Origin of the sequence: Lutibacter sp. A80 (assembly GCF_022429645.1) — a bacterium.
Taxonomy (GTDB): domain Bacteria; phylum Bacteroidota; class Bacteroidia; order Flavobacteriales; family Flavobacteriaceae; genus Lutibacter.
Genome location: NZ_CP092480.1, coordinates 233,310 through 259,223, shown reverse-complemented (window position 1 = coordinate 259,223; position 25,914 = coordinate 233,310). Strand labels below are relative to the sequence as shown.

The 25,914-nt window shown below is 30.9% G+C and carries 19 protein-coding genes; 5 read left to right on the top strand and 14 right to left on the bottom strand.

Annotation, left to right across the window (positions count from 1 at the left end; all coding sequences use genetic code 11):
- Positions 1 to 574: 574 nt before the first annotated feature.
- The 3 genes from MHL31_RS01095 to MHL31_RS01085 all read right to left on the bottom strand — a co-directional run bounded on the left by MHL31_RS01095 (position 575) and on the right by MHL31_RS01085 (position 4,612).
- Positions 575 to 3,334, bottom strand: a complete 2,760-nt coding sequence (locus tag MHL31_RS01095) for a hypothetical protein (RefSeq protein WP_240227250.1) — start codon at positions 3,332 to 3,334, stop codon at positions 575 to 577.
- 32 nt (positions 3,335 to 3,366) lie between these two features.
- The gene (locus MHL31_RS01090) at positions 3,367 to 4,014 is read right to left on the bottom strand and encodes an outer membrane protein (protein ID WP_240227249.1); all 648 of its coding nucleotides are present in this window, start codon (positions 4,012 to 4,014) and stop codon (positions 3,367 to 3,369) included.
- Between the two features lie 79 nt (positions 4,015 to 4,093).
- Positions 4,094 to 4,612, bottom strand: coding sequence for a T9SS type A sorting domain-containing protein (locus MHL31_RS01085; RefSeq protein WP_240227248.1), 519 nt, complete (start codon positions 4,610 to 4,612; stop codon positions 4,094 to 4,096).
- A 469-nt stretch (positions 4,613 to 5,081) separates the two neighbouring features.
- On the opposite strand from MHL31_RS01085, the gene MHL31_RS01080 reads away from it, so the two are divergent.
- From MHL31_RS01080 to MHL31_RS01070, 3 genes are all read left to right on the top strand, one after another.
- Positions 5,082 to 5,444: a CidA/LrgA family protein gene (locus tag MHL31_RS01080; RefSeq protein ID WP_240227247.1), complete on the top strand. Its 363-nt coding sequence runs from the start codon at positions 5,082 to 5,084 to the stop codon at positions 5,442 to 5,444.
- The gene (locus MHL31_RS01075; protein ID WP_240227246.1) at positions 5,444 to 6,139 is read left to right on the top strand and encodes an LrgB family protein; all 696 of its coding nucleotides are present in this window, start codon (positions 5,444 to 5,446) and stop codon (positions 6,137 to 6,139) included. The genes MHL31_RS01080 and MHL31_RS01075 overlap by 1 nt, the downstream gene beginning before the upstream one ends.
- 152 nt (positions 6,140 to 6,291) lie before the next feature.
- Positions 6,292 to 7,248 carry a M20/M25/M40 family metallo-hydrolase gene (locus tag MHL31_RS01070; protein WP_240227245.1) on the top strand — a complete coding sequence of 319 codons (957 nt, stop codon included), beginning with the start codon at positions 6,292 to 6,294 and terminating at the stop codon, positions 7,246 to 7,248.
- A gap of 119 nt (positions 7,249 to 7,367) precedes the next feature.
- On the opposite strand, the gene MHL31_RS01065 is transcribed toward MHL31_RS01070, so the two are convergent.
- The 11 genes from MHL31_RS01065 to MHL31_RS01015 all read right to left on the bottom strand — a co-directional run bounded on the left by MHL31_RS01065 (position 7,368) and on the right by MHL31_RS01015 (position 21,623).
- A complete protein-coding gene (locus tag MHL31_RS01065; RefSeq protein ID WP_240227244.1) occupies positions 7,368 to 7,721 on the bottom strand; it encodes an SdpI family protein in 354 nt (117 codons plus the stop codon).
- 1 nt (position 7,722) lies between these two features.
- A complete protein-coding gene (locus MHL31_RS01060) occupies positions 7,723 to 8,028 on the bottom strand; it encodes a DUF3784 domain-containing protein (protein WP_256451650.1) in 306 nt (101 codons plus the stop codon).
- 192 nt (positions 8,029 to 8,220) lie between these two features.
- The gene (locus MHL31_RS01055; protein WP_240227242.1) at positions 8,221 to 9,078 is read right to left on the bottom strand and encodes an alpha/beta hydrolase; all 858 of its coding nucleotides are present in this window, start codon (positions 9,076 to 9,078) and stop codon (positions 8,221 to 8,223) included.
- A gap of 52 nt (positions 9,079 to 9,130) precedes the next feature.
- Positions 9,131 to 9,586 carry an SRPBCC domain-containing protein gene (locus MHL31_RS01050; protein ID WP_240227241.1) on the bottom strand — a complete coding sequence of 152 codons (456 nt, stop codon included), beginning with the start codon at positions 9,584 to 9,586 and terminating at the stop codon, positions 9,131 to 9,133.
- A 586-nt stretch (positions 9,587 to 10,172) separates the two neighbouring features.
- Entirely contained in the window at positions 10,173 to 11,300 is a 1,128-nt protein-coding gene (locus MHL31_RS01045; RefSeq protein ID WP_240227240.1) for a TlpA disulfide reductase family protein, read from the bottom strand.
- Positions 11,301 to 11,474: 174 nt separating this feature from the next.
- Complete coding sequence (locus MHL31_RS01040) at positions 11,475 to 12,857, bottom strand: TlpA disulfide reductase family protein (protein WP_240227239.1); 1,383 nt, start codon at positions 12,855 to 12,857, stop codon at positions 11,475 to 11,477.
- A 101-nt stretch (positions 12,858 to 12,958) separates the two neighbouring features.
- Positions 12,959 to 14,338, bottom strand: coding sequence for a TlpA disulfide reductase family protein (locus MHL31_RS01035; protein ID WP_240227238.1), 1,380 nt, complete (start codon positions 14,336 to 14,338; stop codon positions 12,959 to 12,961).
- 64 nt (positions 14,339 to 14,402) lie between these two features.
- Positions 14,403 to 15,293: a hypothetical protein gene (locus MHL31_RS01030; protein WP_240227237.1), complete on the bottom strand. Its 891-nt coding sequence runs from the start codon at positions 15,291 to 15,293 to the stop codon at positions 14,403 to 14,405.
- A 26-nt stretch (positions 15,294 to 15,319) separates the two neighbouring features.
- A complete protein-coding gene (locus MHL31_RS01025; protein WP_240227236.1) occupies positions 15,320 to 16,864 on the bottom strand; it encodes a RagB/SusD family nutrient uptake outer membrane protein in 1,545 nt (514 codons plus the stop codon).
- A gap of 2 nt (positions 16,865 to 16,866) precedes the next feature.
- Positions 16,867 to 20,331: a SusC/RagA family TonB-linked outer membrane protein gene (locus MHL31_RS01020; protein ID WP_240227235.1), complete on the bottom strand. Its 3,465-nt coding sequence runs from the start codon at positions 20,329 to 20,331 to the stop codon at positions 16,867 to 16,869.
- 137 nt (positions 20,332 to 20,468) lie between these two features.
- A complete protein-coding gene (locus tag MHL31_RS01015; protein WP_240227234.1) occupies positions 20,469 to 21,623 on the bottom strand; it encodes a FecR family protein in 1,155 nt (384 codons plus the stop codon).
- A gap of 381 nt (positions 21,624 to 22,004) precedes the next feature.
- Between MHL31_RS01015 and MHL31_RS01010 the strand changes: the two genes are divergently transcribed.
- Both MHL31_RS01010 and MHL31_RS01005 read left to right on the top strand, forming a co-directional pair.
- Positions 22,005 to 22,574 (top strand): RNA polymerase sigma factor, encoded by a 570-nt coding sequence (locus MHL31_RS01010; protein WP_240227233.1) that lies wholly within the window; start codon positions 22,005 to 22,007, stop codon positions 22,572 to 22,574.
- A 1,973-nt stretch (positions 22,575 to 24,547) separates the two neighbouring features.
- On the top strand, positions 24,548 to 24,967 hold the full coding sequence (locus MHL31_RS01005) for an HU family DNA-binding protein (protein ID WP_371824128.1): 420 nt from the start codon (positions 24,548 to 24,550) through the stop codon (positions 24,965 to 24,967).
- The last annotated feature ends 947 nt before the right edge of the window (positions 24,968 to 25,914 follow it).

Below are 25,914 nucleotides of genomic sequence, written 5' to 3'. Positions count from 1 at the left end.
AGAATACAACAATATTAATTCTCAAATAGTTGAGATAATTTATTTTCATTAGTAAGAGAATTTTTCTTAGTTATATCATTTTCTCCTTAATATTATACCATCCTTTTTAAAACACCCTTACTTTTCTTAATTCAACTTCACCTTGTAACACTTATCAAAAAGCTTTTCTCTTGTGAATTTAACACACCCGATTAATCGTTTTAAGAACAACTTAACAGTTAAGCTGAAACAATCAAAAGTGAGTTTATTTTCATAATTAAAGTATTAAAGAAACGGCTTCTTATCTTATTTAATAAAATCAATACGAAATAGGAATTCATTAATTATAATAGCTACTAAATTTTAAGGAATTAATACTTTTATAAATACTTGAAACAGCAAAGCACATATGATACAGGTATCGCTAGAGCCAATTACAACTACACCCGAACATCTTCAGTAATCTGAAGTCTATTAGAAATTTGTCAATTACACCAACCGTGTTCTTGGAAAGAATAAACCATTTTAAATTCTCAGTAAAAAGTAAAAGGCTGTCTCCAATGGAGACAGCCTTATTACGCCAAAGTTTATTTGGTTATCTGATTTCTTTTACAACAATCTTACCTATTAGGTTAACATCTGTCCCTTGTGTTTTCTCAAGTTCCAAATTCACATCAGTAGATGGTTTAAATAAGAAGTTTGTTGTTGACATATTGTAAGATACATCAGAACCACCTTGACCAAAATAAATTTCCGTTCCAAGGTAAGCAGAATTCGTTGCATCTTTCATTTTGAATGTATGTCCTCCTGATGCATTGTAAATATAGAAAGCAACTGTTACCTCATACATTTTATTCGCGTGCAAGGTAATTGATGATCCGTTCATTACAACTCCATTTACATAAGTTGCTGCTGGAAACATAGCAGTCAATGTTTGTGGACCTAATGTACTCGCGTTTCCAATATAAGCGTAGACATACTCTGGCATTGTAGAGGCACCTCCACTCACTTGCCAACTTGCATTACCACTAGCGTCAGAAGTTAAAACTTTACCAGCTCCTTGTGTGCCATCTGCAAATTTTGTAGTTCCAGTAAATGTTTTAGAACCAGTTATTGTTTGATTTCCAGTCGTCATAACAGCTCCAGCTTCTATTGTATTTAATTTCGTACGTTCCGTTGACGTAATTATATTTCCACTACCTGTATTAGAAATTGAAGCTATTACAGTTTTTTGTGCATCTGTTACATAATTTTTATCTGTACTTGCTGCTATATCTGCCGTGGTTGCATCGGCTCCTGCGGTAACCAACCCTTTGGCATCATACGTAATTTTGGTTTTTGTAGCTCCGGTAATTGCCGAATTTTCATCTACCTTACCATCTAAGGCTGTTTGTGTAGCTGTGCTAACTGGTTTATTGGCATCAGAAGTATTATTTACATTTCCTAAACCTACTTGTGCTTTGGTTACTGAATGTGGATTGTCTGTTTTTGTTGCATGCGTTGTACTCGCTGCTACTGCTGTATTTGCTGTTACACGCGCTTCTGTATAATATAAATTTGTACCCTCTGCTATATCTGTTGTGGTTGCATCGGCTCCTGCGGTAACCAACCCTTTGGCATCATACGTAATTTTGGTTTTTGTAGCTCCGGTAATTGCCGAATTTTCATCTACCTTACCATCTAAGGCTGTTTGTGTAGCTGTGCTAACTGGTTTATCTGCATCACTTGTATTATTTACATTTCCTAAACCTACTTGTGCTTTGGTTACTGAATGTGGATTGTCTGTTTTTGTTGCATGCGTTGTGTTCGCTGCTACTGCTGTATTGGCTGCTACCCTAGCTTCTGTATAATATAAATTTGTACCCTCTGCTATATCTGTTGTAGTTGCATCTGCTCCTGCAGTAACCAACCCTTTGGCGTCATACGTAATTTTGGTTTTTGTAGCTCCGGTAATTGCCGAATTTTCATCTACCTTACCGTCTAAGGCTGTTTGTGTAGCTGTGCTAACTGGTTTATCGGCATCAGAAGTATTATCTACATTTCCTAAACCTACTTGTGCTTTGGTTACTGAATGTGGATTGTCTGTTTTTGTTGCATGCGTTGTGTTCGCTGCTACTGCTGTATTGGCTGCTACCCTAGCTTCTGTATAATATAAATTTGTACCCTCTGCTATATCTGTTGTAGTTGCATCTGCTCCTGCAGTAACCAACCCTTTGGCGTCATACGTAATTTTGGTTTTTGTAGCTCCGGTAATTGCCGAATTTTCATCTACCTTACCATCTAAGGCTGTTTGTGTAGCTGTGCTAACTGGTTTATCTGCATCACTTGTATTATTTACATTTCCTAAACCTACTTGTGCTTTGGTTACTGAATGTGGATTGTCTGTTTTTGTTACATGCGTTGTGTTCGCTGCTACTGCTGTATTGGCTGTTACTCGCGCTTCTGTATAATATAAATTAGTTGTTCCCTCAGTTAAATCATCTGTTGTAGAAACAGCTACATGATTTATATCACTTACTTTTGCTGTATTCAATGAAATAGCATTATTTTGAATAATTTGCTCTCCTTGTAAAGTGGAAATTGCCGTTAGATTTGCTGCTTCTGCAGCTTTGGCTCTTGTTACTTCTTCTGAAATCGTAGTTGCATTTATTTGTTCTGCTGCTGTGGCTCTTGCTACTTCTTCTGAAATCGTAGTTGCATTTATTTGTTCTGCTGCTGTGGCTCTTGTTACTTCTTCTGAAATCGTAGTTGCATTTATTTGTTCTACTGCTGTGGCTCTTGCTACTTCTTCTGAAATCATAGTTGCATTTATTTGTTCTACTGCTGTGGCTCTTGCTACTTCTTCTGAAATCGTAGTTGCATTTATTTGTTCTGCTGCTGTGGCTCTTGCTACTTCTTCTGAAATTGATACTGAATTATCTACAATTTGTTGTGTTGTTTCCTGCGTTGGCGGTTGTGGCATATAAGTTAGATCCTGCTCACTTAAAGCACTAAAATTAGTACCTCCTTTAAAGTCAATCCCGACTTTTAATTTCTTTGTAGTACCGTTCCAAAAAACATCTGTAAAACTAGTACCGCTTGTTGGAGAACCGGTTCCTATTAATAGATTTAGCATACCATATTTATCTGTTGTTGTACTATGCTGCTCCTGATATTCTTCAGTTCCTGATGCATTTAAAATAGTAAATTGAATGGAGACAGTGCTGTTTGCCAAAATATTGTTCTCGGCGTTTTGTCCAGGTAATTCCTGTGGTTGCGGATTTAAAATAACCGCTTGGTAACTAATCCCTTTGGTTTGTGAAACCCCCTGGAAAATCGTTCCTATTAATAATACTAAAAGTAGTAGTCTTTTCATAAATTGATGTATTAAATATTAGTTTGATATTTTTAATTTTCTTTTTGGCTGTTACTTATTTTTTTTGAAATGTTAATTAACAATCCAAATCCAACCTTATTACTTGTAATTTTTAGTTCTGCATCGTCTGAAGCCATATCTATGCTTTTTCCATACAGATACTGTACATAAAAAGAAAGATTTTCTGAAATTGGGTGTAAAAATCCTATTCCTGCATTCATTGAAATTAAAGTGGTATCAAAGTCATCGTTGTTTTTTAAATCAATTACACTAGTGTTAAATGTTTGAGTCCCCTGAACAAAAAATCCTGCAGACATACCTCCTTTTAGGTATACACTTGCTTTTTTAATATGAAATAAGTTATAATCTAAACCAAGGTTTAAGCCAGCATAGTTCACATTCCATTCCATATAGTTTCCTAAAGCAATATCGCTTCCAATAGCTCCATAACTTGCATAATCCAATCCTACATTTAAATGCAAGTTTTTTGTAAATAGTTGTCTACTATAACCTACCGCCATATAATTTTTAGTAGTTGCTTGTAAGTTTTCAAGGCTAATACCTTGTGAATTTTTATAATCGAATGAAGTTGATGATTTTCCTCCTTCAACATATAATTGTTGTGCAATAGAAATTGTAGTTACTACGCAAAGTAGTAGCATTAAAGTAATTTTCCTCATGAATAATTAATTTAGTTAGTGATTGTAATTTATTTTTAAAAATAGAATATCTAATAAGTAAAATGAGCAATAATTGCTCTTACTTTTTAAGTATTTTTTTTACAAATTGTTTGTTGTTGGCTGTAACTTTTAAAATGTAATCGGCTACCGAAAGGTTATTAAACTGAACTTGTAAGTTTTGATCGGCAGTATAGTTTTTTGAAAATACCAAGCGTCCCAATATATCAAAAACAGCAACATCTACTTTGTCAGTTATTTGTTCTGAAAAGGAAATGGTAACACTTTCTATAAAAGGGTTTGGATAAACAATAGCTTCTAAATTTAATGGAATGCTTGTATCTCTAATTTTCGCCAATACATCCGGTTGAATAAAGCCTTGGCGTATCGTATAGTTTTCAGTACTAAACGTGCCTATTGCACCAGCTTGGCCAAAACTTTGTTGCACAACATAATTCTGGTTGTTTATGGCAACATTTTCTGAAGATCCCGCGACTCCAGTGGTAGCGCGCACTAAATAGGTACTGGAACTGTTTTGAGCTTGTAAAATTTGAATAAAAAATAAAAGTAAGAGATTCGTGAAAAGTAATTTTTGTTTCATTTAAAATAGTTTAAAAAAGAAAACTTAATATCTAATTTAAAACATTGTTAAACGATTTTATGGAGACGATAAGAAGACTTTTAGTTAGTTATTGCAAATATAAAATTTAATTTCAATTCACCTAACAAATGACTTACTTTTACATTCAAAATACAATAAAACACCAATAAAATACCAATAAATGAATTTTTTAACTATAAATTTTATAAATATTAAATTTCAAACAATTCAATGTAAAAACAAGTATTACAAGTAGAAACAAAAGTTGACAAGAAAATTAAAATTTCATAATAAATTATAACGCTTAAAAGGTTTATAAATTAAAAATAGAGTTTTATAAATTATAATAGCTACTAAATTTTAAGGAATTAATATTTTAAAAATAGTTTAAAAAATTTAATGTTTAATCAAAAATTACTAATAGTATATTCTTATAGAATAGTACTTTTGTAGTCAAAAAATAACAATTATGATTAGACAATTATTAATTATACTTATTTGCCTTACTCTAGGTGAAATTATAGTCTATTTTACGGGTATTAAAATACCTTCAAGTATTATAGGCATGCTTTTATTAACTGCAGGTCTTCATTTTAAAATTGTAAATCTTAAATGGATACAAGGAATTGCTGATTTTCTTTTAGATAATATGGTATTCTTTTTTATTCCGCCAGGAGTAGCCATAATGTGTTATCTAGATTTAATTTCTAAAGAATTAATACCAATAGTTGTTTCTATTTTAGGTAGTACCGTTTTAGTATTATTAAGCACTAGTTTTACACATCAAGTATTACGAAAAGTAAAATCTAATAAGCAAACAAAAGATAAGTAATGAAACTAATTTCAGAACCTTATATACTATTAACCATAACAGTAGCTCTTTATTGGTTCATAAAATACCTTCAAAATAAAACAAATTCGGTACTCTTAAACCCTATATTAATAACAATTATTGCGGTAATAGCTATTTTAAAACTAACAGGGACTTCTTATGAAACGTATCAAGATGCCGGAAAATATATTGCGTTTTTTTTAAAACCTTCTATTGTAGCATTAGGAGTGCCTCTATACCTTCAATTAAGTAAAATTAAAAAACAAATGATGCCTATTTTCATTTCTCAATTGGTAGGCTCTATTGTTGGAATTGTTTCTGGGGTGCTTTTTGCTAAATGGTTGGGCGCCTCAAATGATGTAATTATCTCTATAGCTCCAAAATCTGTAACCACTCCCCTAGCCATAGACATTTCTAGTGCCATAGGAGGTATCCCTTCTCTTACGGCTTCTATGGTTGTTATAGTTGGAATCTTCGGATCTATAACTGGCTTTAGAATATTACAACTCTTTAAAGTGAAAAATCCAATATCTAAAAGTCTTTCTATGGGAACAGCAAGCCATGGATTAGGTACAGCGGAAGCCATGGCGGTAAGTCAGCGATTTGGTGCCTATTCTAGCATGGGACTAATTTTAAATGGATTATTTACAGCTATTTTTACACCTATTATTTTAAAATTATTAGGTTTTATATAAAACAACACAATTATTTTAAGTGCAAAACCATAACTCAAAAAAACAATGTAACTTTGTCTTTATTCATTTTAAAAAATGAACAAATTAAACAACTAACAAGCGTCCAGTTTTAAAATAACACATTCTTATAAAACTATATTAGCATCAATATTATGAAAAACGTACTGCTTATTTTCCTTTTTAATTTATTATATTTTAGTGGATTTTCACAATCTGAAATAACAGAAACTGAAATAAACAATCATATCCTATTTTTAGCTTCAGAAAAAAATGCTGGAAGATATCCTGGTGGAAAAGAAAACAGAAGGGTTGTTAGATACCTGAAAAAAGATTTTAAAGCACAAGGAATTATCCCTTTCAACAATAATTATAAACAAAAGTTTAAAGCTAAATTACGTGTTAAAAAAGGTGAAAAAGAAAAAAAACTTGCTAATACTTGTAATGTAGTTGGCTATATAGAAGGTAATGACCCAATTCTTAAAAAAGAATTTATTGTTTTAGGAGCGCATTACGATCATTTAGGAATGGGAGGACCTTCATCTAAATCTAATAAAGTACATACAATTCATTATGGTGCTGATGACAATGCCAGTGGTACTGCAGCGCTTTTAGAAATCGCTGAAAAAATAGCTTCAAACAAAAAAGAATTAAAACGCAGTATTATTTTTATTGCTTTTGGGTCTGAAGAACAAGGTTTATTAGGTAGTAAGTTTTTTGTAGAAAATCCATTAGTGCCTATCTCTCAAATAAAATTAATGATTAATATGGATATGGTAGGAAGGCTAAATGCTGAAAAACATGTGTATATGGGCGGTGCTGGAACATTTCCTAACGGGGTAAGTTTTATGCAAAACTTAGGAGATGCTTTAGACTTAACACCAATTGTACATGCGGGTTCTGTTGGTGGTTCAGACCATGTGTCTTTTTACGCAAAAGACATCTCTGTTTTAGGAATACATACTGGAGGCCACCCACAATACCATACACCTGAAGATACTGCTGATTTAATAAATGTATCGGGAGAAAAACAAGTATGCGAATATATTTATAAAGCCTTAATGGAACTTACTACAACTAATTATAAATTAGAATTTATTAGACAAGATTAACTAGTTGCTTTTAAAAACAAGGTATTAAATATAAGTTCGCACTTTTTAAATTGAATGGTTGCGGTTTTAGGTATTGTTTGTAAAAAAAAATCTGCACCTTCTTTCCTCCTGTTATAATTTTATGCCTTATTTTTAAACTTTTCTTTTAATTTATTCTCAACTTTAATCACTAATAAAACAACCATTAAAATCATTAAACCCAAGCCTAAAAATGTAGAAATTTCTTCAGTTGGCTTGTAAATTAAACCAACCAATCCACATAACGAAAGTATAAGGCCTAATGTTATCAGTTGTTTTGCTGAATATATTTGAGCAAATTTCCATCGCTCTTTATTTTTCATTGAGCTGGCTGTTCTATACCCGTACAAACTATTTATTTTTTTGGGTGGAAACCTATACATAATTGCTCCAATAACACAAAAAATTAGTCCGCTACCAAACGGAATTAAAAACAATGGATTATCAAAAAACATATTATTTAATTTTATAGCTATCGGAGTTCGATTTGATTAATAAATAAGGAATTCCAATAATTAAAGAAGCATAAAAAGCATAATTTTGAATGCTTGTATTTTCAGTAACTATAGAAACTAAATATCCTACAATTATTATAATAGCCATACCAAACATGGCCTTCCAAAAAACAGTGGCAATTCCCTCAATATCATATTTTTCTTTTTCTTCTTTAGACATTGTATTGTAACCCGCAATTAAAAAATACATCTTTCCGTATTTTATTAAAATTCCGAGAACAATAAAAAGAAGTGCTACTCCAACCATATTTTATTTATTAAATTTTATACTAATAAATTATTAGAATTCTTTTGTTAAAAAGCAATTTATCAAATAATCAAAACTACTTCCTTATCTAATTTATGTAATAATAAGCCTAATACCTTATAAATCCTACTCTTTTTTTATTGGCTGATACTATTTTAATATTCTAATAAAAACCAAGTTCCTTGTTAAAACTTACCTTTCTAACAACCATTTCTTAGCTAAATTAGGCCATGTTTCAGCTGCAATATTACCTGGTCGTATACCATACCCATGTCCTCCTTTTGGTAACAGGTGTAATTCAATAGGAGTACCATTATCTCTTAACGCCTGTGTAAATACAAGAGAACTATTCCCATATGGATCATCTGCTGTTCCGAAAATAAAAAAAGGTGGTATGTTGTTACTCAACACTAATTCTGGTGTAATACTTCTATCTTTTCCTTTATCTAAATAAGCGGGATATATAAGCATTGAAAAATTTGGCTTACAAGATAATTGATCTATAGCATCTGTTTTAGGATAGGAATCTATTGTAAATCGAGTGGATGCTCTAGCACAAAGGCTTCCTCCTGCTGAAAAACCTATAAGACCTATTTTTTCAGCATCTAAGTTGTATTTTTTTGCATTGTTACGTACAACTCTAATCGCTCTTTGAATATCATTTAGTGCACCTAGCTGTTTATTGGGCACGCGGTATTGCAAAACAAAAGCGGTATAACCAAGTTTATTAAGCCATTCTGCTATTTCGTAACCTTCTTTATCAATAGCTAATATGTTATATCCACCACCAGGACAAATAAGTATCCCTACGCCTGAATTATTTGATTTTTCGGGTTTAAAAACGACTAAAGCAGGATTTGTAACATCAGTAATTCTGGTTACATTTCCGCTTGTATTGTCTGTTTGTACAGGCAGCTGTTTCTCCATACGCTCATTAGGCACTTTATCTGGCCACAAATAAATTAAATTGTTTGTTTGAGCTTGAAGTATTGCGGTAAAAAGAAGAAAAATAATGGTTTGAAAGATTAACCGTATATTTTGATTCATCATAATTTAAATTTAAGTATAGTCGCTTTGAAGGTTAAAATCTTATCCATAAATATTATTTATTAGATTCTACATATTTTTTAAAAGTATCCTCATAAAGCATTTTCCAACCCGAAGTTAATTGTTCTTTAGTTTGCTCTGATACGTTTCCAAAAGTTGTATCAGTTAATGTTAAAATCGTAATCCCCTCATTTTCTTCCAAAGACAATTTTATAAAATTGATTGCAGGACCACCAAAACTTGGGGTTAAATGACCTTTCAATTCAATATTATTAGGCGCATCTAATACTATTATATTCCCCCAGAGCAATCCATTATTATTTCCATAATCCTCATACATTCTTCCTCCTACAAAAGGCTCTATTTTAAAAATTTTAGTCTTAGAACTGCTATAAAAATCTTTTCTCCACCATATACCAATGTCTTCAATAAGACATTTCCATACAAAATCAATCGTTGCTTTTATAGGAATTTCCAATTTAATAGTAATTGTATTTGTTTGATTTATCATAATTTAAGGTATAAATTTATTTATTTACACTAGCACTAGCAATAGATTTTAGTACATTTAAACAATTTTGAAATTGTTTTTTTAATAGCTATTCAGTTCAAATTTAAGCATAATATTTATGAAATATTCTGTATAATTTATGTACCCTTCAACTTATCAATTCCAAGCTTAATAATATTGTTTTCAGAACCCTCCTTAATTAGGCTTCAATACAATCTCTTAACTCTTTTAATTATTAAAAATTTATGCCTTCCTAAATTTAAATACTCCTAAAAAATGTATCCTCTAAAAAATTATTTCACCACCTAATTAAATTAAAGATACGTTTATTAATAAAATAATATATCTCAAAAACCTTTAAAAAGAAATACTACTATTTTACAGACAACCTGTTAAAGTAACTTAATTTTAAACATAAAAAAAGGGCTATTTTACAATAGCCCTAATTCTTTTACATTATTTTATTAATTCAAATTATAATTTATTAAAACAAGGTACCGTAAAAGAATTGTTTTATTTAAGCATTTCTTTATTAGATATTTAAGTAAAACTATTACAACAGATATCTAAAAATTGATTTTATAAATTAGGATACAGAAAGTAATTCTTTAATTTTTGCTTCCAGCGCTTCTCCTTTAAGATTTCGCCCAACAATTACACCATTTTTATCAATTAAAATGGTTGCAGGAATCATAGTTACAGAGAATATTTTAGCAGAAGGACATCTCCACTCTTTTAAAGAAGAAGCCTGATCCCAGGTTATATACTCGTTTTTCTTTAAAAAATCACGCCATCTATTTTCATCTTTATCATACGATATTCCTAAAATTTCTAAACCTAATGGACTGTATTTCTTGTGTATTTCTCCAATATGTGGCATTGCTTCAATACAAGGTCCACACCAAGTTGCCCAACAATCTACTAGCAATACCTTACCTCTATATTGGTACAAACTAATTTCTGATCCGTCTAAAGATGTAATTGAAAAATCTTCAGGAGTTCCACCAACAAAAGACCTTTTAATTTCTTCTACTTCCGCTTTATATACCGCTGCTTCTTTTGAATCTTTAATCCTTTCAGTTAAATTATTAAATGCTTCTTCAACCTTCGGAAATGGATCATATCTTAACATATAATTTTTTATATAAAAATAAGCGCCATAAGTATCAGAATAATTAGATAAAGTATCTATAATTTCTTCAACAAAATCCGCATCTAATTTTGCCTGGGTGTTTTCCATTTCTTCATCACTAACTTTTTGTTCTTTATTTGCAACATACAATCTATTAGTTGCTCTACCCCAAACAGATCTTCGTGCTTTATAATTAAGCTTAAGTTTTGCATATACAGCATCTTCCTTACTTCTTTCAACTTCAAACTTATATGGTTTATTAGATTTTGTTATTGAATCTTGCCAAATGTTAATATTTACTACAGTATCTTCTATAATAAAATCTTCTTTATACTTTGTTCCTAAAATAGACAATCTAGCTTCTTTTATTTCTCCAAATGAAGCACCTTTAAAACTGAAGTGACCTTTATTATCTACACGCACAGTATCAATAGCTTTAACTACTGTTAAATTAGATAGCTCTTCTAACAGTAATTGCTTTCCTATACCTTTTTCAAAAACTCCATTAATTGTATAATGAGGAGGCTCTTGAGTACAAGAAAATAATACGAATGTTAGTAAAATTATAATTGTATTTTTCATCTTTTTAATTTTTATATTTAAAGTTGTTTCTATTTTTTAAAGTATGTACTTAACATTTAAGCACACGCATAAGAAATCATTTTTTGTTAGGCTTAATTCTAGTTATGTTATGTACAACTAACATTTTATTAGCTATCCCAATTGGATATCCATATACTTTTAGCTACGTATATTTTAAATACCTAACTCATTAAATAGCTCTATTAATTCTGGGTCTGATGGGTTTGGAGCATTTTGAGAAACAATCACTCCATTTGGATCAATTAGTATAAAACGAGGAATTGATCTAATATTATAATCCAAGACAAATTGTGAACCAAAAGCCTTATCAGCCATTACTTGAATACCTCCTAATTTTTTATCCACCACCATCTTTTTCCACTTATCATAATCTTTAACATCATCAATTGAAATACTTAAAAAATTAATGTTTTTACCGCGGTATGCTTTTTCAATACGTTTTAAATCTGGTATTTCTTTAATACAAGGTCCACACCAAGTTGCCCAAACATCTATATAAGTATATTTCCCTTTAAGATCGTCTAGCGATAGTGTTCCTCCTGAATGTTTTTCGTAATCTATAAATTTAGGTGAAGTTTTCCCCTTACTAACCTTCATAAATTTATTATAAATTTCGGTAATTTTCGCATTGTTTTCTTTATCAGTAGAAGCATTTATAAAAATGTTATAAAATTTCTCAAAATCAACAGTTTGGTAGAGGTCATATTCTGCTTTACTAAAAATAAGTTCGTTTCTAATAATTTGATTTGGAATAGTAGCATAAACGGTTACACTTCTTAACCCATACTCCAGAGAATCTTTTCTACTTAAAGCATATCTTTTATTATTATAATAACGGTTTACCATTTCTTTATAAGCACTAGAAAAGTGAAAATCAACGTCATTATTAAGATCAACGCCTTTAGTTTCTGCTATAAATTCCTTAGAAGGTTTATAACCACGTTTTTTAGCCCATTGTTTATGATATCCACCGGCATAGCGTTCTAATTCATTTAAATATTCATAATTAAGATTACGCTTTTCTAAAGTTTTAAAAACAGATGGAATTCCTTGAGCAGTGTCTAATTTAGCTTTTAAATTATTGTGTATTTCTTTAAATTTAGCTTTAAAATCGGCTTCTTCTAATTTATACACAGCTCTATCCTCTCCCTTTAATGCCTTTTCTTTTTTGTTTTTTAAAAGCATATAATCAGTTGCTTCAGCTCCAAGACCTGTAACCTTAAGAGTACTCATAGAGTTTTTGACATCTACCACTAGATTTATGTCATTCCCATTATCCAAATAGATAGGTGTTATTATATTTTTACCTACAGTAAGCCTATAAAGTCCTGGAGTTCCCTTAATTGTATCCTTAAAAGTACCATTTGAATTAATAGCGAGTTCTTTTTCTAAGGAATTATCTGATTTTATTAAAGTAACTTTTTTATCTTCAAGATTGTCTATTTTCCCTGAAACTAAAGCATAGTCTACTGGAGTTTGTTTTGAACATGCTACAATGCTTAAGAGCAGTATTAAATTAAAAATTATTTTTTTCATTTGACTCATTGTTATATGTTGGTTATAATAATATTTGCTATTTAGTGATTCAATAAATGCTATTAAAAAGTAGATCTTACCAATAACATTACTGAATTAACCTAAATATTTAACTCGTTAAGCAAAGTGATTAATTCTGGACTAGAAGGTCTTGGAGCTTTCTTTGCAACTATTTTACCTTCTGGATCTAATAATATAAAACGCGGTATTGAGGTGATAAAATATTCTTTAGCAAATTGAGAACTAGCAGCACTATCGGCAATTACCTGGATACCTCCTAATTCTTTAGCTACAATCATTTCTTTCCACTTATCATAATCTTTTGATTCATCTATAGAGATACTTAAAAATTGAATGTTTTTACCGTGATATGCTTTTTCAACACGCTTTAAATCTGGTATTTCTCTAATACAAGGTCCACACCAAGTTGCCCAAATATCTATGTAAGTATATTTACCTTTTAGGTCATCTAGCGATAAAGTTCCTCCTGCATTATTTTCATAATTTACAAATTTAGGAGATGGCTGTCCTTTATTTAACTTAGACAACTTATTATAAAGTTCGGTAATTTTAGCATTGTTTTCTTTATTGGTAGAAGCATTCATAAAGATTTTATAGTAATCTTCAAAACTTTCTGCTTTCACAATTCCATATTCTGCTCCTGAGAATATTAAATCATTCTTAATAATTTCATTTGGAATTGCGGCATGCACTTTTACTTTTGCTATCATAAAATCGATAGAATCTTTTTTCGCTAAGGCTCTAATTTTATCAACATAATGCGCAATCACTAATTGCTTGTATATATTTGAAACTAAAAACTCTTTTTCGTTATTTATATCTAAAGCTTTTAATTCATCCAAAAAACCTTCAGAAGGCTTATAGCCTGTTCTTTTTGCCCAATACGCATGTTTCCCTGTTACATATCTTGATAATCTTAATAAATAAGTGTAATTAAGATTGCGCCTTTCTAAAGTTTTAAAAGCTGGATCAATTCCTTTTATGGTATCTAATACATTGTTTAATATTGTATTAATGTTTCGAGATTTATTTTTAAAATCAACCTCTTCCAATGCGTAAAAAGATTTATCTCCTCCTGTTAATTCTCTTGTTTTTTTATTTTTAAATAATAAGTAATTCGTAGTTTCTACTCCTTTACCAGCAACTTTAAGCGTACCCGTAAAATCTTTAGCGTTTGCTGTAATATTTAATACATCTCCATTGTTTAAGTATAGATTCGTTTTGTTTTTACCTATTGTAAAAGAATACAATCCTGGATTATTTTTAATTGTATCCATAAAAATACCACTTGATTCGAGGGTGATTTTTTTACTAAATGATTTATCTGACTTTACTAAGGTTATCTCTTTTGCTTCAACATTCTCTATTTTACCAGAAAATAAAGCATAATTTACGGTAGTTTCTTTAGTACAAGCCATAAGGCTTAAAACCAAACCCAAACTAAAAATTGTTGTTTTCATTGTTTTATTGTTAAAAAAAACCTCCTAAAAAAGGAGGTTTTATATGTTAATTACTCGCTTTAATTTATTTACCAACCAATTGCCAAGCCGTTGAAAATGCTTCTAAATCCATTTCAAAATCATTTGCCATGGTTTCAATTACAATATCATATTTAGCTTTAATATTGGGTTTTGTATCTAACCATACATCTCTTTCAGCTTTTGGTCTAGAAATAATCCATACCACATAGCTATGCCAATCGGCAAAAGGGTTATATAAAATGGCTAATGTTGCATAAGGATGAACAAATCCAATATCAGTAGCTAATTCTTCATCGTATTGAGTAGAAGTAAATAATGCTGGTTCTCCATTACCTGATCTTTCCCATCTATAATTTCCAGCAGATACGTTTTTAAATGACTCAGGAAGTGAATAGTAGTATTGAAAGTAACCCGTAAAATAGGCACTCAACAACATCTCTTTGGTTAAAGTCAAGTCAAAGTCGTAGGTATTATTTACATTAGACATAATTTGAGTACCTTGTGAATTAAAAGTACCAAAATCTCTATTAAAACCATAACTATGATATGTACTTGTAGTTAAATTACCAAATAACAGGAGCCTTCTATACACTTGTAATTCTCTATAATCACTAAATAAATCATACATTTCTCGAATCATTTTAAGATAAATAACAGCTCGTTCGTCATCAGCTTTTACAGGGCTATAAGATGATAAACTAATCTTTCCATATTCTGTTTTTAAAGCTTCTTCACCTTCTAGATCATAATAGATATGTATGTCGTGGTCTTTATAAAGATCATAAATAAGTTGACTAGCTTCAGTGGTTCCTTGTTCAATAATAGGAAACGGATCTCTACCATTGAAGTCAGATACCAAAACTTCTTCTTTTTCACATGATGTAAGTGAAGAAATTATTAATAACAGTGACATTAATTTTATTATATATTTCATAATTTTTTGTTTTAAAGTTAATTTAATTACCTTGGAGCAGCTACTATGCTTGGATTTACTTGAAGTTCACTTTCTGGTATTTGTAACACATAACGTGGATCATCTTGAAGTAAATGAGCTTCTCTACCATCATAACCAACTCTATCCATTGCTGGACGCGTAGTACGCTTCAAGTCAAACCAACGATGTCCTTCAAAACAAAGTTCTTTTCTACGTTCATTATATATAAAATCGATAAGCGATTCTTGTGTAAAATTTGCTACAGATAAATCTGTATAATACAAAGGATCAAACTTTTTAACTCTAAGCGTATTCAAATCGTTTACAGCTGATTGTAAATCTCCTTTTTCCGCATAAGCTTCTGCTCTATTTAACAAAACCTCTTCAGTTCTAAGCACTCTACTATGCCCCTGAAAACTCCCGTAGTAACCACTTGTAGCAAAAGGTGTATTTTCTCTATTTTTTATCAAATTTAATTTTGTATTACTTCTACCCCATATAACTCTATTATGTGTACCAATAAAGTAAAATCTTCTTACATCACCTGGCTCGTACAAATCAGCTAATTCTTTACTTACTGAAAAAGTAGTTGCAGTAGGCCAAATAGATAAAATAGGAATATTTTCATTTGCTCCGTTTCCAAAAAACACGTTAGAATTTTCTAAATCGGTATAATCTGTTCCAGTTCTAAACGTATTAAAATCAGCTTCATTAGCTTCATTATAGGTATCAGTAAGACCACTTAAATCAAAAATTGCAGGATTAAAATTTAAAACATCATTCGCTATTTCAATTGTTTTATCCCAGTTTTGCATATATAAAGCTACTCTAGATTGTAAGGCTGCAGCACTTTGAGCATCAAATAATAATTTGGTATATTTTTCAACAGGATTGGCTTCCATTAAATCGACAGCGCTTTCAAGATCTGACGCTATTAAATTGTATACTTCTTCAACTGTAGCTCTTGTGTAAGCTTTATCTTCAGCACCAGTAGAAGTTGTAATAGGAACTCCAAAGTCTGAACTTGCCGTAGCAGGATCGTAATGTTGACCATATAAATTAACCAAATAGAAATAAGAAAAAGCTCTTAAAGCATACGCCTCTCCTTTTAAATTATTTTTATAATCTTGCATGTCATCTCCAATTGTAACTGACGATGAATTATCTACATTCGTTATGATTAAATTAGCATAATAAATACTTTCATAAAGATTTGAAAATGCTATATCTGGTCCCATCACCTCTTCGTGCGATAAATCGAACATATAAGCACCCATATAAACATCTGATGCATCTGGTTTTCCAACACCTGAATTGTAACCATACATTTTATCATCTTCAAAAAAGCCTATATCATCTCCAAGAGCTTCAAGAAATGGCATAATTCTAAGATCTGTAACATACCCATAACTTAAAAGTTCTCTATAATCTGTTACAGTTGACGGGTTCAACTTATTTTGAGGAACCTCTTCAAGATATTTTTCACATGATACTGCTCCAAAAATGATTAGTACCATTGATATTCTTCGAAATATTTTATATATATTTTTCATGTTATTTTCAATTTTCATTATTAGAGATTTAAACTGATACCGAATGTAAATGTTTTTGGTAAAGGCAGAGAACCACCCCAAAAAGAAGTATTGAAGTTTGCTGTTTCTGGATCCATACCATTTAATCGTTTATCTGCTATCACAAATAAATTATCTGCCTGAAGCTTTAACACTAAGCTAGAAATACCTGCTCTGTCGGTTAAGGTTTTAGGTAAACTGTATTGAAGTAGTACATTTTTTAATCTTAAATAATCACCATCAATAACTTGAGCATCACTATTATTAAATGTGCTTCCTTCATAATACATTGCAATTCCATCTCCCAACCATGGGATATCTGCAAAACTTTCATCTCCTGGTTGTCTCCATCTGTTTGCTACTCCATTTCGTAAATTGTATTCATCTTGAATGTATTCCGAATCAAATGCAAGGTTTTGAAGTCTAATTTTATAGTCTAAACCTGCAACCAATAAAAATGATAATTGAAAGTTTTTATAATTAAACCTATTGGTAATACCCAATGTAGTTGTTGGAACTCTTGAACCTTCATAAACAAGTGCGTCTTGGTTATTTAATATTTCAGTAAAAAAGCCTTCACCTAAAACACTGTATTCGTCACCATCTTCATTTAAAAATAATGCAGCACCTTCTTCATTAATACGAGAAAAACGATAAGAATACATTGAGTTAATCGGCATTCCTTCTACAACTTCACCAACAGTATAAGTTGATGACAATAGACTAGCAACAGATGGTTCTATAAAAGACTTTGTTACTTCACTATCTGTTATTGATGCATTAATCCCTAAATTATACGTAAAATTATCATTATCTATAATTTTTGCATTGATACCTAAATCAATACCTCTATTCATTATATTCGCAAAATTCACTGCTTTATTTTGAAAACCTGTTACGCTAGATACATTTTTAAAAGAAATTAAATCGTTACCTAAGTCTTTAAATAAATCAATTGCACCAGACAATCTTCTATTAAAAAAAGCGAAATCAACTCCAAAATTAAGCGTTTCTGTAGTTTCCCATTTTAATTCAGGGTTTGCAGCTTGAATTATTTGTTGTTCTTGTAAGCTTGTAAATCTATTAGGTGCTAATGCCGTTGAAATAACTTGAGGTGAAGCTTCTTCCACAATATTACCTCTTAATCCATAAGATGCTCTAATAGAAAGTGCATCAATAAAATTAACATCGTCTAAAAAAGATTCTTGATCTATATGCCATTTCCCAGAAACAGACCAAAGTGGAAGGTATCTATAATCTGGATTAGAACCAAAAAGATTAGAACCATCAAAACGAATGTTCGCATTTAAAACATATTTGTTTTTGAACATTGAAGAAAAAGTTGCAAAATAAGATATAAATGATCTATCGTAAAGTGAACGAGATACGGTATTTCTTAGAATATTTCCATCTTCTTCAGATTCTTGTGGTTCATAAAATATTTTACCTCTGTCTTGAAAATATCCATAGTTTTGCGAATTAAACCCATCATAAACTACATTTCTAAATTCTGTACCAACCATTATATCCATAGACAAATCGTCTAGTACATTAAATTTTGTATTCACTGAATTTCTAATAAGGTAAGATTCTTGTGTAAAATTAGACTGGTTAAATATCCCCCCAAAAGGTAAGCTCGAATCTTCAATCTGTTCAGCAGATCCAGCACCTAAATTATAACCACGTAACGTTGCAACATACTTACTTGCATCTGTTGCATATTGTTGTGTTATACTACTTGAATAAGTATAACTCATAAGATTACTATAAGTTAACCAATCTGTAATTTTATAATCAAGATTTAAAGTAGATCTAATTTCATGTTGTTTTGAGTTTTGATTGGTTGTATTTTGCTCATGTAAGATATTATAATTATAATTCCCATAAAAATAATAACTCCCATCATCATTATAAGCAGGTAAAGATCTAGATGAAGAATATGCATGGTCAAAAGCATCGGTAGTATAGTTTTGCTCTCTATCTCTTTTAGATGCATTTAAAATAAGTCCAAAATTAATTTTATCAGAAAGCTCTGTATTAATTTTAGCCATTGCACTATAACTCTTATAATCTGTAACTTTATCTAACCCATTTTCACTTGTATGACTTAATGAGGCGTAATAATTACTTTTATCAGAACCTCCAGAAACACTAATATCACTAGTATTAGTTACAGCATTACGGAATAATAAATCGAACCAATCCACATTCATTTCTGATGTTTTTCTAATCCCTTCAATATATTCTTCTTCGCTTAATCCTCCTCGCATATATAAACCTTGATAGTATGCAACACCAACAGCACCATGCAATCCAATACCATCGTCAAGTAAACCAAAAGAAAACTCTGCACGCTCTTGTGAATTCATCAAATCAAAATCTTCATACGTTGGTCTAGGTTTAAAACCTGTTGTATGGTTAATCGAGATTCTAGGATGTCCAGTTTTACCTTTTTTTGTTGTAACTACAATTACACCATTTGCTGCTCTAGTACCGTAAATAGCTGTAGCCGAAGCATCTTTTAATATGGTAAGAGATTCAATATCATTAGGATTTACCCCACCAATTGAACTATTAAACGATTTTAAAAAGTCAGGATCATTCAATTCAGCTGGAGTTGCAGGCACACCATTTTCTAGCATAACACCATCTACTACCCAAATTGGTTCTGCATTTCCACTAAGCGTTGCAGTACCTCTAATTCTAATTCTTGGTGCAGATCCTGGATCAGCAGTAGAATTTACAACATCCACCCCTGCAATTTGACCTTGTAACATGCCTTCAACACTATTATTACCAACAACATCAATATCTTTCATTTGAACCACTGTTACAGCACTACTAGTTTCTCGTTTAGTTTTAACCTGATAACCATTAACTACAACTTCATTTAAAGACATGCTTGCCTCTTCTAAAACAGCATTTACAATATCACTGTCTCCAACAACAATTTTTTGTGTTACAAAACCAAGGCTAGAAAACTCTAAAGTCGCTTTTTTATCTTTATTTACAGCTATCTTATAATTCCCATCAAAATCAGCAGCCGTACCTTTTGCTACCGAAGACTCTAAATAAATAATAGTTGCACCCGGAATTGGTTGTCCACTTTCATCGGTTACTTTTCCTTTTATCAATACTGTATTTTGAGTTCTTTTTGATTCGTTATTTCTAATAGAAATGGTATTATCGTTATGAAAACCAACTTGATAATTACCATTTGATAAACTTAATTCCAATAAAGCATTAAGTTTTATTTTTCCCTTTACTAAATGAACTCTTGGAGCATTTTTAAACATGTCTTCTTGATAAATAAAGCTATAGTTTGTTTGTGCTTTTATTATTTCGAATACCTGATCTACAGTCACTGTTTTATCTACATCTACTACAATATTTTCGTTTTGCGAAAACAAATTAATAGGTGTACTGCTAAACACTGCTGTGCAAAACAAGAATATGAATGTTTTCATAAGATTTGTGATTAGTTTTTTTCTAAACAAAAAAGATTTGATCAATTTTATTTTCATAAATTTGTGTTTTAATTAGTTAGATTTTAGAGGGTTTCGAGGTCATTCACTTCTCACGGTTTAAAACTTCGAGCCCTTTTTTACTTTAGAATTACCTTTTGATTTTTTATTTCATAATCATTTATAATATTTGAATTTTTAATAGTTAATAAAATATACTCTATATTTTGATCCTTTCTAAAAAGACCAATAAACCTAGTTTCTTTTAATGATGTATTTTCAATTTCAACCTCTATATCATACCAGCGTTCCATTACTTTCATAATCTCTTCTAACGAACAACCCTTAAAACTAAATATGCCATTTTTCCATGATACTTGATCGTGTACATTTACTGTTGTAACCTCTATACTATTTGTAGCAATATCTACTATAGATTGTTGTGTAGGTATTAGTGCTACCGTGTCAAATTCATTAACTACTTTAACATTTCCTTCAACTAATGTGGTTAGAATTAAATGCTCTTCCTTATACGATTTTATATTGAACTCAGTCCCTAATACTTCTACTTCTTGTCCTTTAGTTAGTACTTTAAACTTCGCTCCGTTATAGTCTGAACTAGGAGTAACATCAAAATACGCCTCACCATATAATAATTCTACTTCTCGAGGTGCTCCATTTTTAAAAGCAATTGGATATTTTAATTTCGAATCGGAATTTAACCAAACCTTTGTACCATCTGCCAGCTCTAAATAAAATTCTCCCCCACGTGGAATTGTTAAATAATTATAAACAAGCTTTTCCGAAAGTGTATCAATTTCAGACTGGTACACTATTTTCTTACCATCTGAACTTACTTTATCATTTTTATATTCTTTTCCTCTTTCCAAAGCAACTGTTGAACCGTCTTCGAGAGTTAGTGTAGCCTTATTTATTCCAATAGAAATATTGTTATCAAATACTATTTCGGGTGTAGTGTGAGATTCGTTATTAGTTGTAGTTAAAAAATAACCCGTTGCAATTAAAAGAATAAGAACTGCTACGTATTTTAATTTTTTTATCTGAAATAATTGAATAACCTTAGTGGTATTCTTTTTAGTATCTATAGATTTTTTTACATTTTCATAAGCTTTATCTACATCATTTTTTAAGGTAGCTAAATTCAAATCATGATAATCTAAAATATATTTCTCAAACTCATCTTGATTCTTACTTTCCTCAAGCCACTTGTATAACAACTCCAGCTCTTCTTCTGTAATTGTATTTACTATAAATTTTGTTATTATTTTTTTCAAAATTAAATACTTATTTAGGTGATTACGTATATTATTACTTATAAAAAAAATAAAACCCCTAAAAAAATTCACGCTTTTTGTTAAATATTTGAGAATTATTTAACAAATCCAGGTTTTAACCTAATTTTATTCAATAAAAAAAGCCGCATACTTTACATAAACACAACTGTTTATGAATAATTATTTTGAAAACTAAAATTATTTATGAATAAAAAATGAATTTTGTAAAACTTTTAGCCTTTAATACGATAATCGTAATAACTAGTCATCCCTGTGCTTTATACTAGCAAATTATTGCATATTCAAACATTTGTTTATACTATTGTTTCTTTTTTCTACAATACATTTAAAAAATATTCATGTTAGGTTAAATATTAATATATGAATGAACTTGAAGTAACTAAAGCGTTAAAAAATGGTGATGAAAACGCCTTTAGACAGCTATTTGATTTATATTATGATAGGTTAGTTGCTTATATTGTTACTTACACTAATGATAAAATGAGTTCTGAAGATATTGTACAACAAGCCTTTATTGACCTATGGAATGCTAAGGATAAATTAGAAGAATTCAAATCACCTAAAAGCTATCTTTATACCATTGCTTACAATAGATTTATTGACAGTATTAACTCCAATAAACGCCATAATAAATTATTAGATGTTATTTACGAAAAAGCTTTAAGAGACAGAATAGAGGAGGATAATGAAGTACTGGAACAACGCATTGTTAAAATGAAGAAAATTATTGAAACCTTACCTCCAAAATGTAGGAAAACTCTTGAAATGAATAAAATTAATGGACTTAAATATAAAGAAATTTCAGAAATAATGGGAGTTTCTATAAAAACCGTAGAATCTCAAATGAGTTTGGCTTTTAAAAAAATACGTAAAGGTTTTGAAAGTGAAAACTTGTATTTATTTCTTCTGCATTTATTAAAAAAGGAATAGTTAATAATCAAGTTTAGCTTAACCAGTGTATTTTAATTAAGGAGTTAAGTAACAGATTGCCGCAGTTGTGTTTTCATTGCATTACAACACGCCTTCGCAATGACGGGTTTTAAGTAACGTCATCCCGAACTTGTTTAGCTGTGTCCGCCATCCTGAACTCGATTCGGGATCTCATGAACTTAACTAGATGATGATTAGAATTTCATTTCACTTGTTCATTTTTACTCATCCCATTATTATTTGTTTTTGTATTCGTGATGCGCTACGCAGTTCCATCGATGAAAAACGAAATCGACAATAGGAGATTCACGAACTCTAAATAAATAATAAGGCAGGCGTGAGCTAAACAAAAAAATCTAGTCTGATGATAATTTAATTGAATCTTACGGAAGCTCAGCAGTCGACGCCAGACTCCAAGCGCCAGCTGGCCTGTTCGGTAAAAGTGTTCACTGAACATTTTCTTAACCCTCCATCCTCTTTGGCTTACTCATTCTGCTTCACTTCCTTAGATTGCTACTTAAATTCTCATAGGACGTTTTTAAATTCGTCATCCAGTAATGACGAGCTATAATGAATTCCGTCATTGCGAGGAAGGTACGACCGCGGCAATCTCTTGAAATTAACTAGATGATGATTGGGGTTCTTTAGTGGCAGATTGCCGCAGTTGTGTTTTCATTGCATTACAACACGCCTTCGCAATGACGGGTTTTAAAGTAACGTCATCCCGAACTTGATTAGCTCCGCTGAATCTTCGATTTCGGGATCTTATGATGTTAGTGGAAATACTTAAACATTTTTTTTATTTTACCTTATTTTTCATTTTTTCCATCGATGAAAAAACGAAACAAAAAAATCTAGTCTGATGATAATTTAATTGAATCTTACGGAAGTTACGCAGTCGACGCCAGACCGCTACGCTTTTTGGCTTACTCATTCTGCTTCACTTCCTTAGATTACTACTTAAATTCTCATAGGACGTTTTAAATTCGTCATCCTGAACTTGATTCAGGATCTCATGAACTTAACTAGATGATGATTGAGGTTTCTAGATACAGATTGCCGCAGTTGTGTTTTCATTGCATTACAACACGCCCTCGCAATGACGGATTTTAAGTAACGTCATCCCGAACTTGATTAGCTATGTCCGTCATCCCGAACTTGGTTCGGGATCTTATGATATTAACTAGGAACATGATTTTAGTTTGATTGAAGCAGATGCTGAAAAAAATTCAGCATGACGTACGTTACAAACAAATGCTGAAACCGTATGTACACTAACACCATAATAAAATAACATTTTTAATTTATAAACCTGTTAATTTTTCAGAAGCTGAGTATGGATTCCTGCCGGAATTTATCTTGAGCGGAGTCGAAAGGCAGGAATGACATCTATATTTTGAATTATGATAAAATTTAAAAAGTCAATAACAATTGTAATAACGGAATAAAGTTTAACCCGGCATATCGAAGGTGTATCGTAAAATATGAAGTGAAATCGCAGATTCACGAACACAAATAATAAAATAAAAAGGGATAGTGAGTAAGACATCGTAAAATTTTAGATAGCCTGCCTTGAGCCGAGTCGAAAGGTTTGAGCCAAACCGATTATACTCGCTTACTTAATTTTTAAAGGCGAGTTCCTAAAATTTAGATGTTGAGCAAAATATTTAGATACAGTTTCGTAAGCCTAGATTTTTTGGTTCGTTTTTTATCAATGAAAAAATGAACAAATAAACAAATGATTTGATTTCATTAGAAAAAGATGCTGAAACCGTAGGTTCATGAACACTAATAATAAAATAAAAAGGAATAGTGAGTAAACTAGTTCAGCATGACGGTGAGTACAAACAACTACCAAAATCTCAACTTTACAAACATAAACATAGCTAAAATGTTGAAAATGTTAATTAATCACTATAAAATGTTAGAAGAAAGTCAAAATTGGCATTATATAAAGAATTAATTTAGCACCAATGCTGCAACGAAGCAGCAGGTTAAACATTAGAATCATGGTTTATTTGAAATCTATGGAACGTCGCAATCCGCAAGACGTAAACGCGGACAACAAATTTTATGCTAAAGCTATTTCTCAAGGAGTAATAGATTTTGAAAGATTAGCATATTTAGTATCCAACCAATGTACAGTTCGTGAGTCGGATTGTTATGCAGTGCTACGTGCATTAGAACATAACATTATGGACGAACTGAAACAAGGGAAGGTTGTACAACTCGGTAGTATCGGGAATCTTCAAGTAGGAGTATCTTCTAGAGGAGAGACTACTCCGGAGGAAGTAAGTGCAAATTCTGTTAAAAAAGCGCATATCAATTTTAGACCTGGTTCTAATTTAAGAGATATGCTAGATGTTATGAAATACAAAATAATTGCTGGTTAGGACCCTAATTATTGAGTAGTATTTTTTAAGAAAATCCCGAGTTGTTTCCGCAGCTTGGGTTTTTTTATGCCCAAATTTCAGCTATATTTATTAGTATAAATCTAAAAATCTATTTAATAATTACCATTATTTATACTAATAAATCTTTTGAACTATTAGTATCTTTCTCTAAATCTATTTAATAAATAAAAAATCTATTAGTATCTTTTTTAAAACGCACTCAAATTCTTAAAAAAGTGAAAAATACAGCTGTTTTTTGCTATTATACGGCTGTTTTCAATTAAAAAAGCACTAAAAATCAAGCATTTTAGCACTTATAAAATAAATGTTATAGGTGATTTACTAACATTTATATGTTGTTTATTAACATTTAAACGACTTTCCTACCTGATTACACAAATATTAAGACATAAAAAAACTCAATAATTCACGGTTAGGACCCTAATCATTGAGTTGTATTTTTTAAGAAAATCCCGATTAGTTCCCGCTAATCGTAAAATTTAATACAGTAAAAGTAATCTATAACATCGGTACTGACAATTTTTAGTGGTATTATTTTTTATACGTTTTAAGGAGGTTTTTGGTTTTGGGTTTTGGCCTTTGTTGTTGATTTTGGCTATTGGCAACCGTCATCCCGAGGTTCTTTTACTTCTGTCCGTCATCCCGAATTTGCTTAGCTGTGTCCATCATCCTGAACTTGATTCAGGATCTCATGATGTTAACTAAATGATGATTGAGGTTCTTTAGGGACAGATGCTGAAACGAGTTCAGCATGACGTACGGTAGAAGCAGATGCTGAAACCGCAGATTCACGAACACCTTAATAAAATAACATTTTTAATTTATAAACCTGTTAATTTTTCAGAAGCTGAGTATGGATTCCTGCCTCCGCAGGAATGACATCTATATTTTGAATTATGATAAAACTTAAAAAGTCAATAACAATT

Bases quoted from the DNA above. Each gene is read 5' to 3' on its own strand.
- MHL31_RS01095 (WP_240227250.1), bottom strand. From the start codon at position 3,334: ATGAAAAGACTACTACTTTTAGTATTATTAATAGGAACGATTTTCCAG.
- MHL31_RS01090 (WP_240227249.1), bottom strand. From the start codon at position 4,014: ATGAGGAAAATTACTTTAATGCTACTACTTTGCGTAGTAACTACAATT.
- MHL31_RS01085 (WP_240227248.1), bottom strand. From the start codon at position 4,612: ATGAAACAAAAATTACTTTTCACGAATCTCTTACTTTTATTTTTTATT.
- MHL31_RS01080 (WP_240227247.1), top strand. From the start codon at position 5,082: ATGATTAGACAATTATTAATTATACTTATTTGCCTTACTCTAGGTGAA.
- MHL31_RS01075 (WP_240227246.1), top strand. From the start codon at position 5,444: ATGAAACTAATTTCAGAACCTTATATACTATTAACCATAACAGTAGCT.
- MHL31_RS01070 (WP_240227245.1), top strand. From the start codon at position 6,292: ATGAAAAACGTACTGCTTATTTTCCTTTTTAATTTATTATATTTTAGT.
- MHL31_RS01065 (WP_240227244.1), bottom strand. From the start codon at position 7,721: ATGTTTTTTGATAATCCATTGTTTTTAATTCCGTTTGGTAGCGGACTA.
- MHL31_RS01060 (WP_256451650.1), bottom strand. From the start codon at position 8,028: ATGGTTGGAGTAGCACTTCTTTTTATTGTTCTCGGAATTTTAATAAAA.
- MHL31_RS01055 (WP_240227242.1), bottom strand. From the start codon at position 9,078: ATGATGAATCAAAATATACGGTTAATCTTTCAAACCATTATTTTTCTT.
- MHL31_RS01050 (WP_240227241.1), bottom strand. From the start codon at position 9,586: ATGATAAATCAAACAAATACAATTACTATTAAATTGGAAATTCCTATA.
- MHL31_RS01045 (WP_240227240.1), bottom strand. From the start codon at position 11,300: ATGAAAAATACAATTATAATTTTACTAACATTCGTATTATTTTCTTGT.
- MHL31_RS01040 (WP_240227239.1), bottom strand. From the start codon at position 12,857: ATGAAAAAAATAATTTTTAATTTAATACTGCTCTTAAGCATTGTAGCA.
- MHL31_RS01035 (WP_240227238.1), bottom strand. From the start codon at position 14,338: ATGAAAACAACAATTTTTAGTTTGGGTTTGGTTTTAAGCCTTATGGCT.
- MHL31_RS01030 (WP_240227237.1), bottom strand. From the start codon at position 15,293: ATGAAATATATAATAAAATTAATGTCACTGTTATTAATAATTTCTTCA.
- MHL31_RS01025 (WP_240227236.1), bottom strand. From the start codon at position 16,864: ATGAAAATTGAAAATAACATGAAAAATATATATAAAATATTTCGAAGA.
- MHL31_RS01020 (WP_240227235.1), bottom strand. From the start codon at position 20,331: ATGAAAACATTCATATTCTTGTTTTGCACAGCAGTGTTTAGCAGTACA.
- MHL31_RS01010 (WP_240227233.1), top strand. From the start codon at position 22,005: ATGAATGAACTTGAAGTAACTAAAGCGTTAAAAAATGGTGATGAAAAC.
- MHL31_RS01005 (WP_371824128.1), top strand. From the start codon at position 24,548: ATGCTGCAACGAAGCAGCAGGTTAAACATTAGAATCATGGTTTATTTG.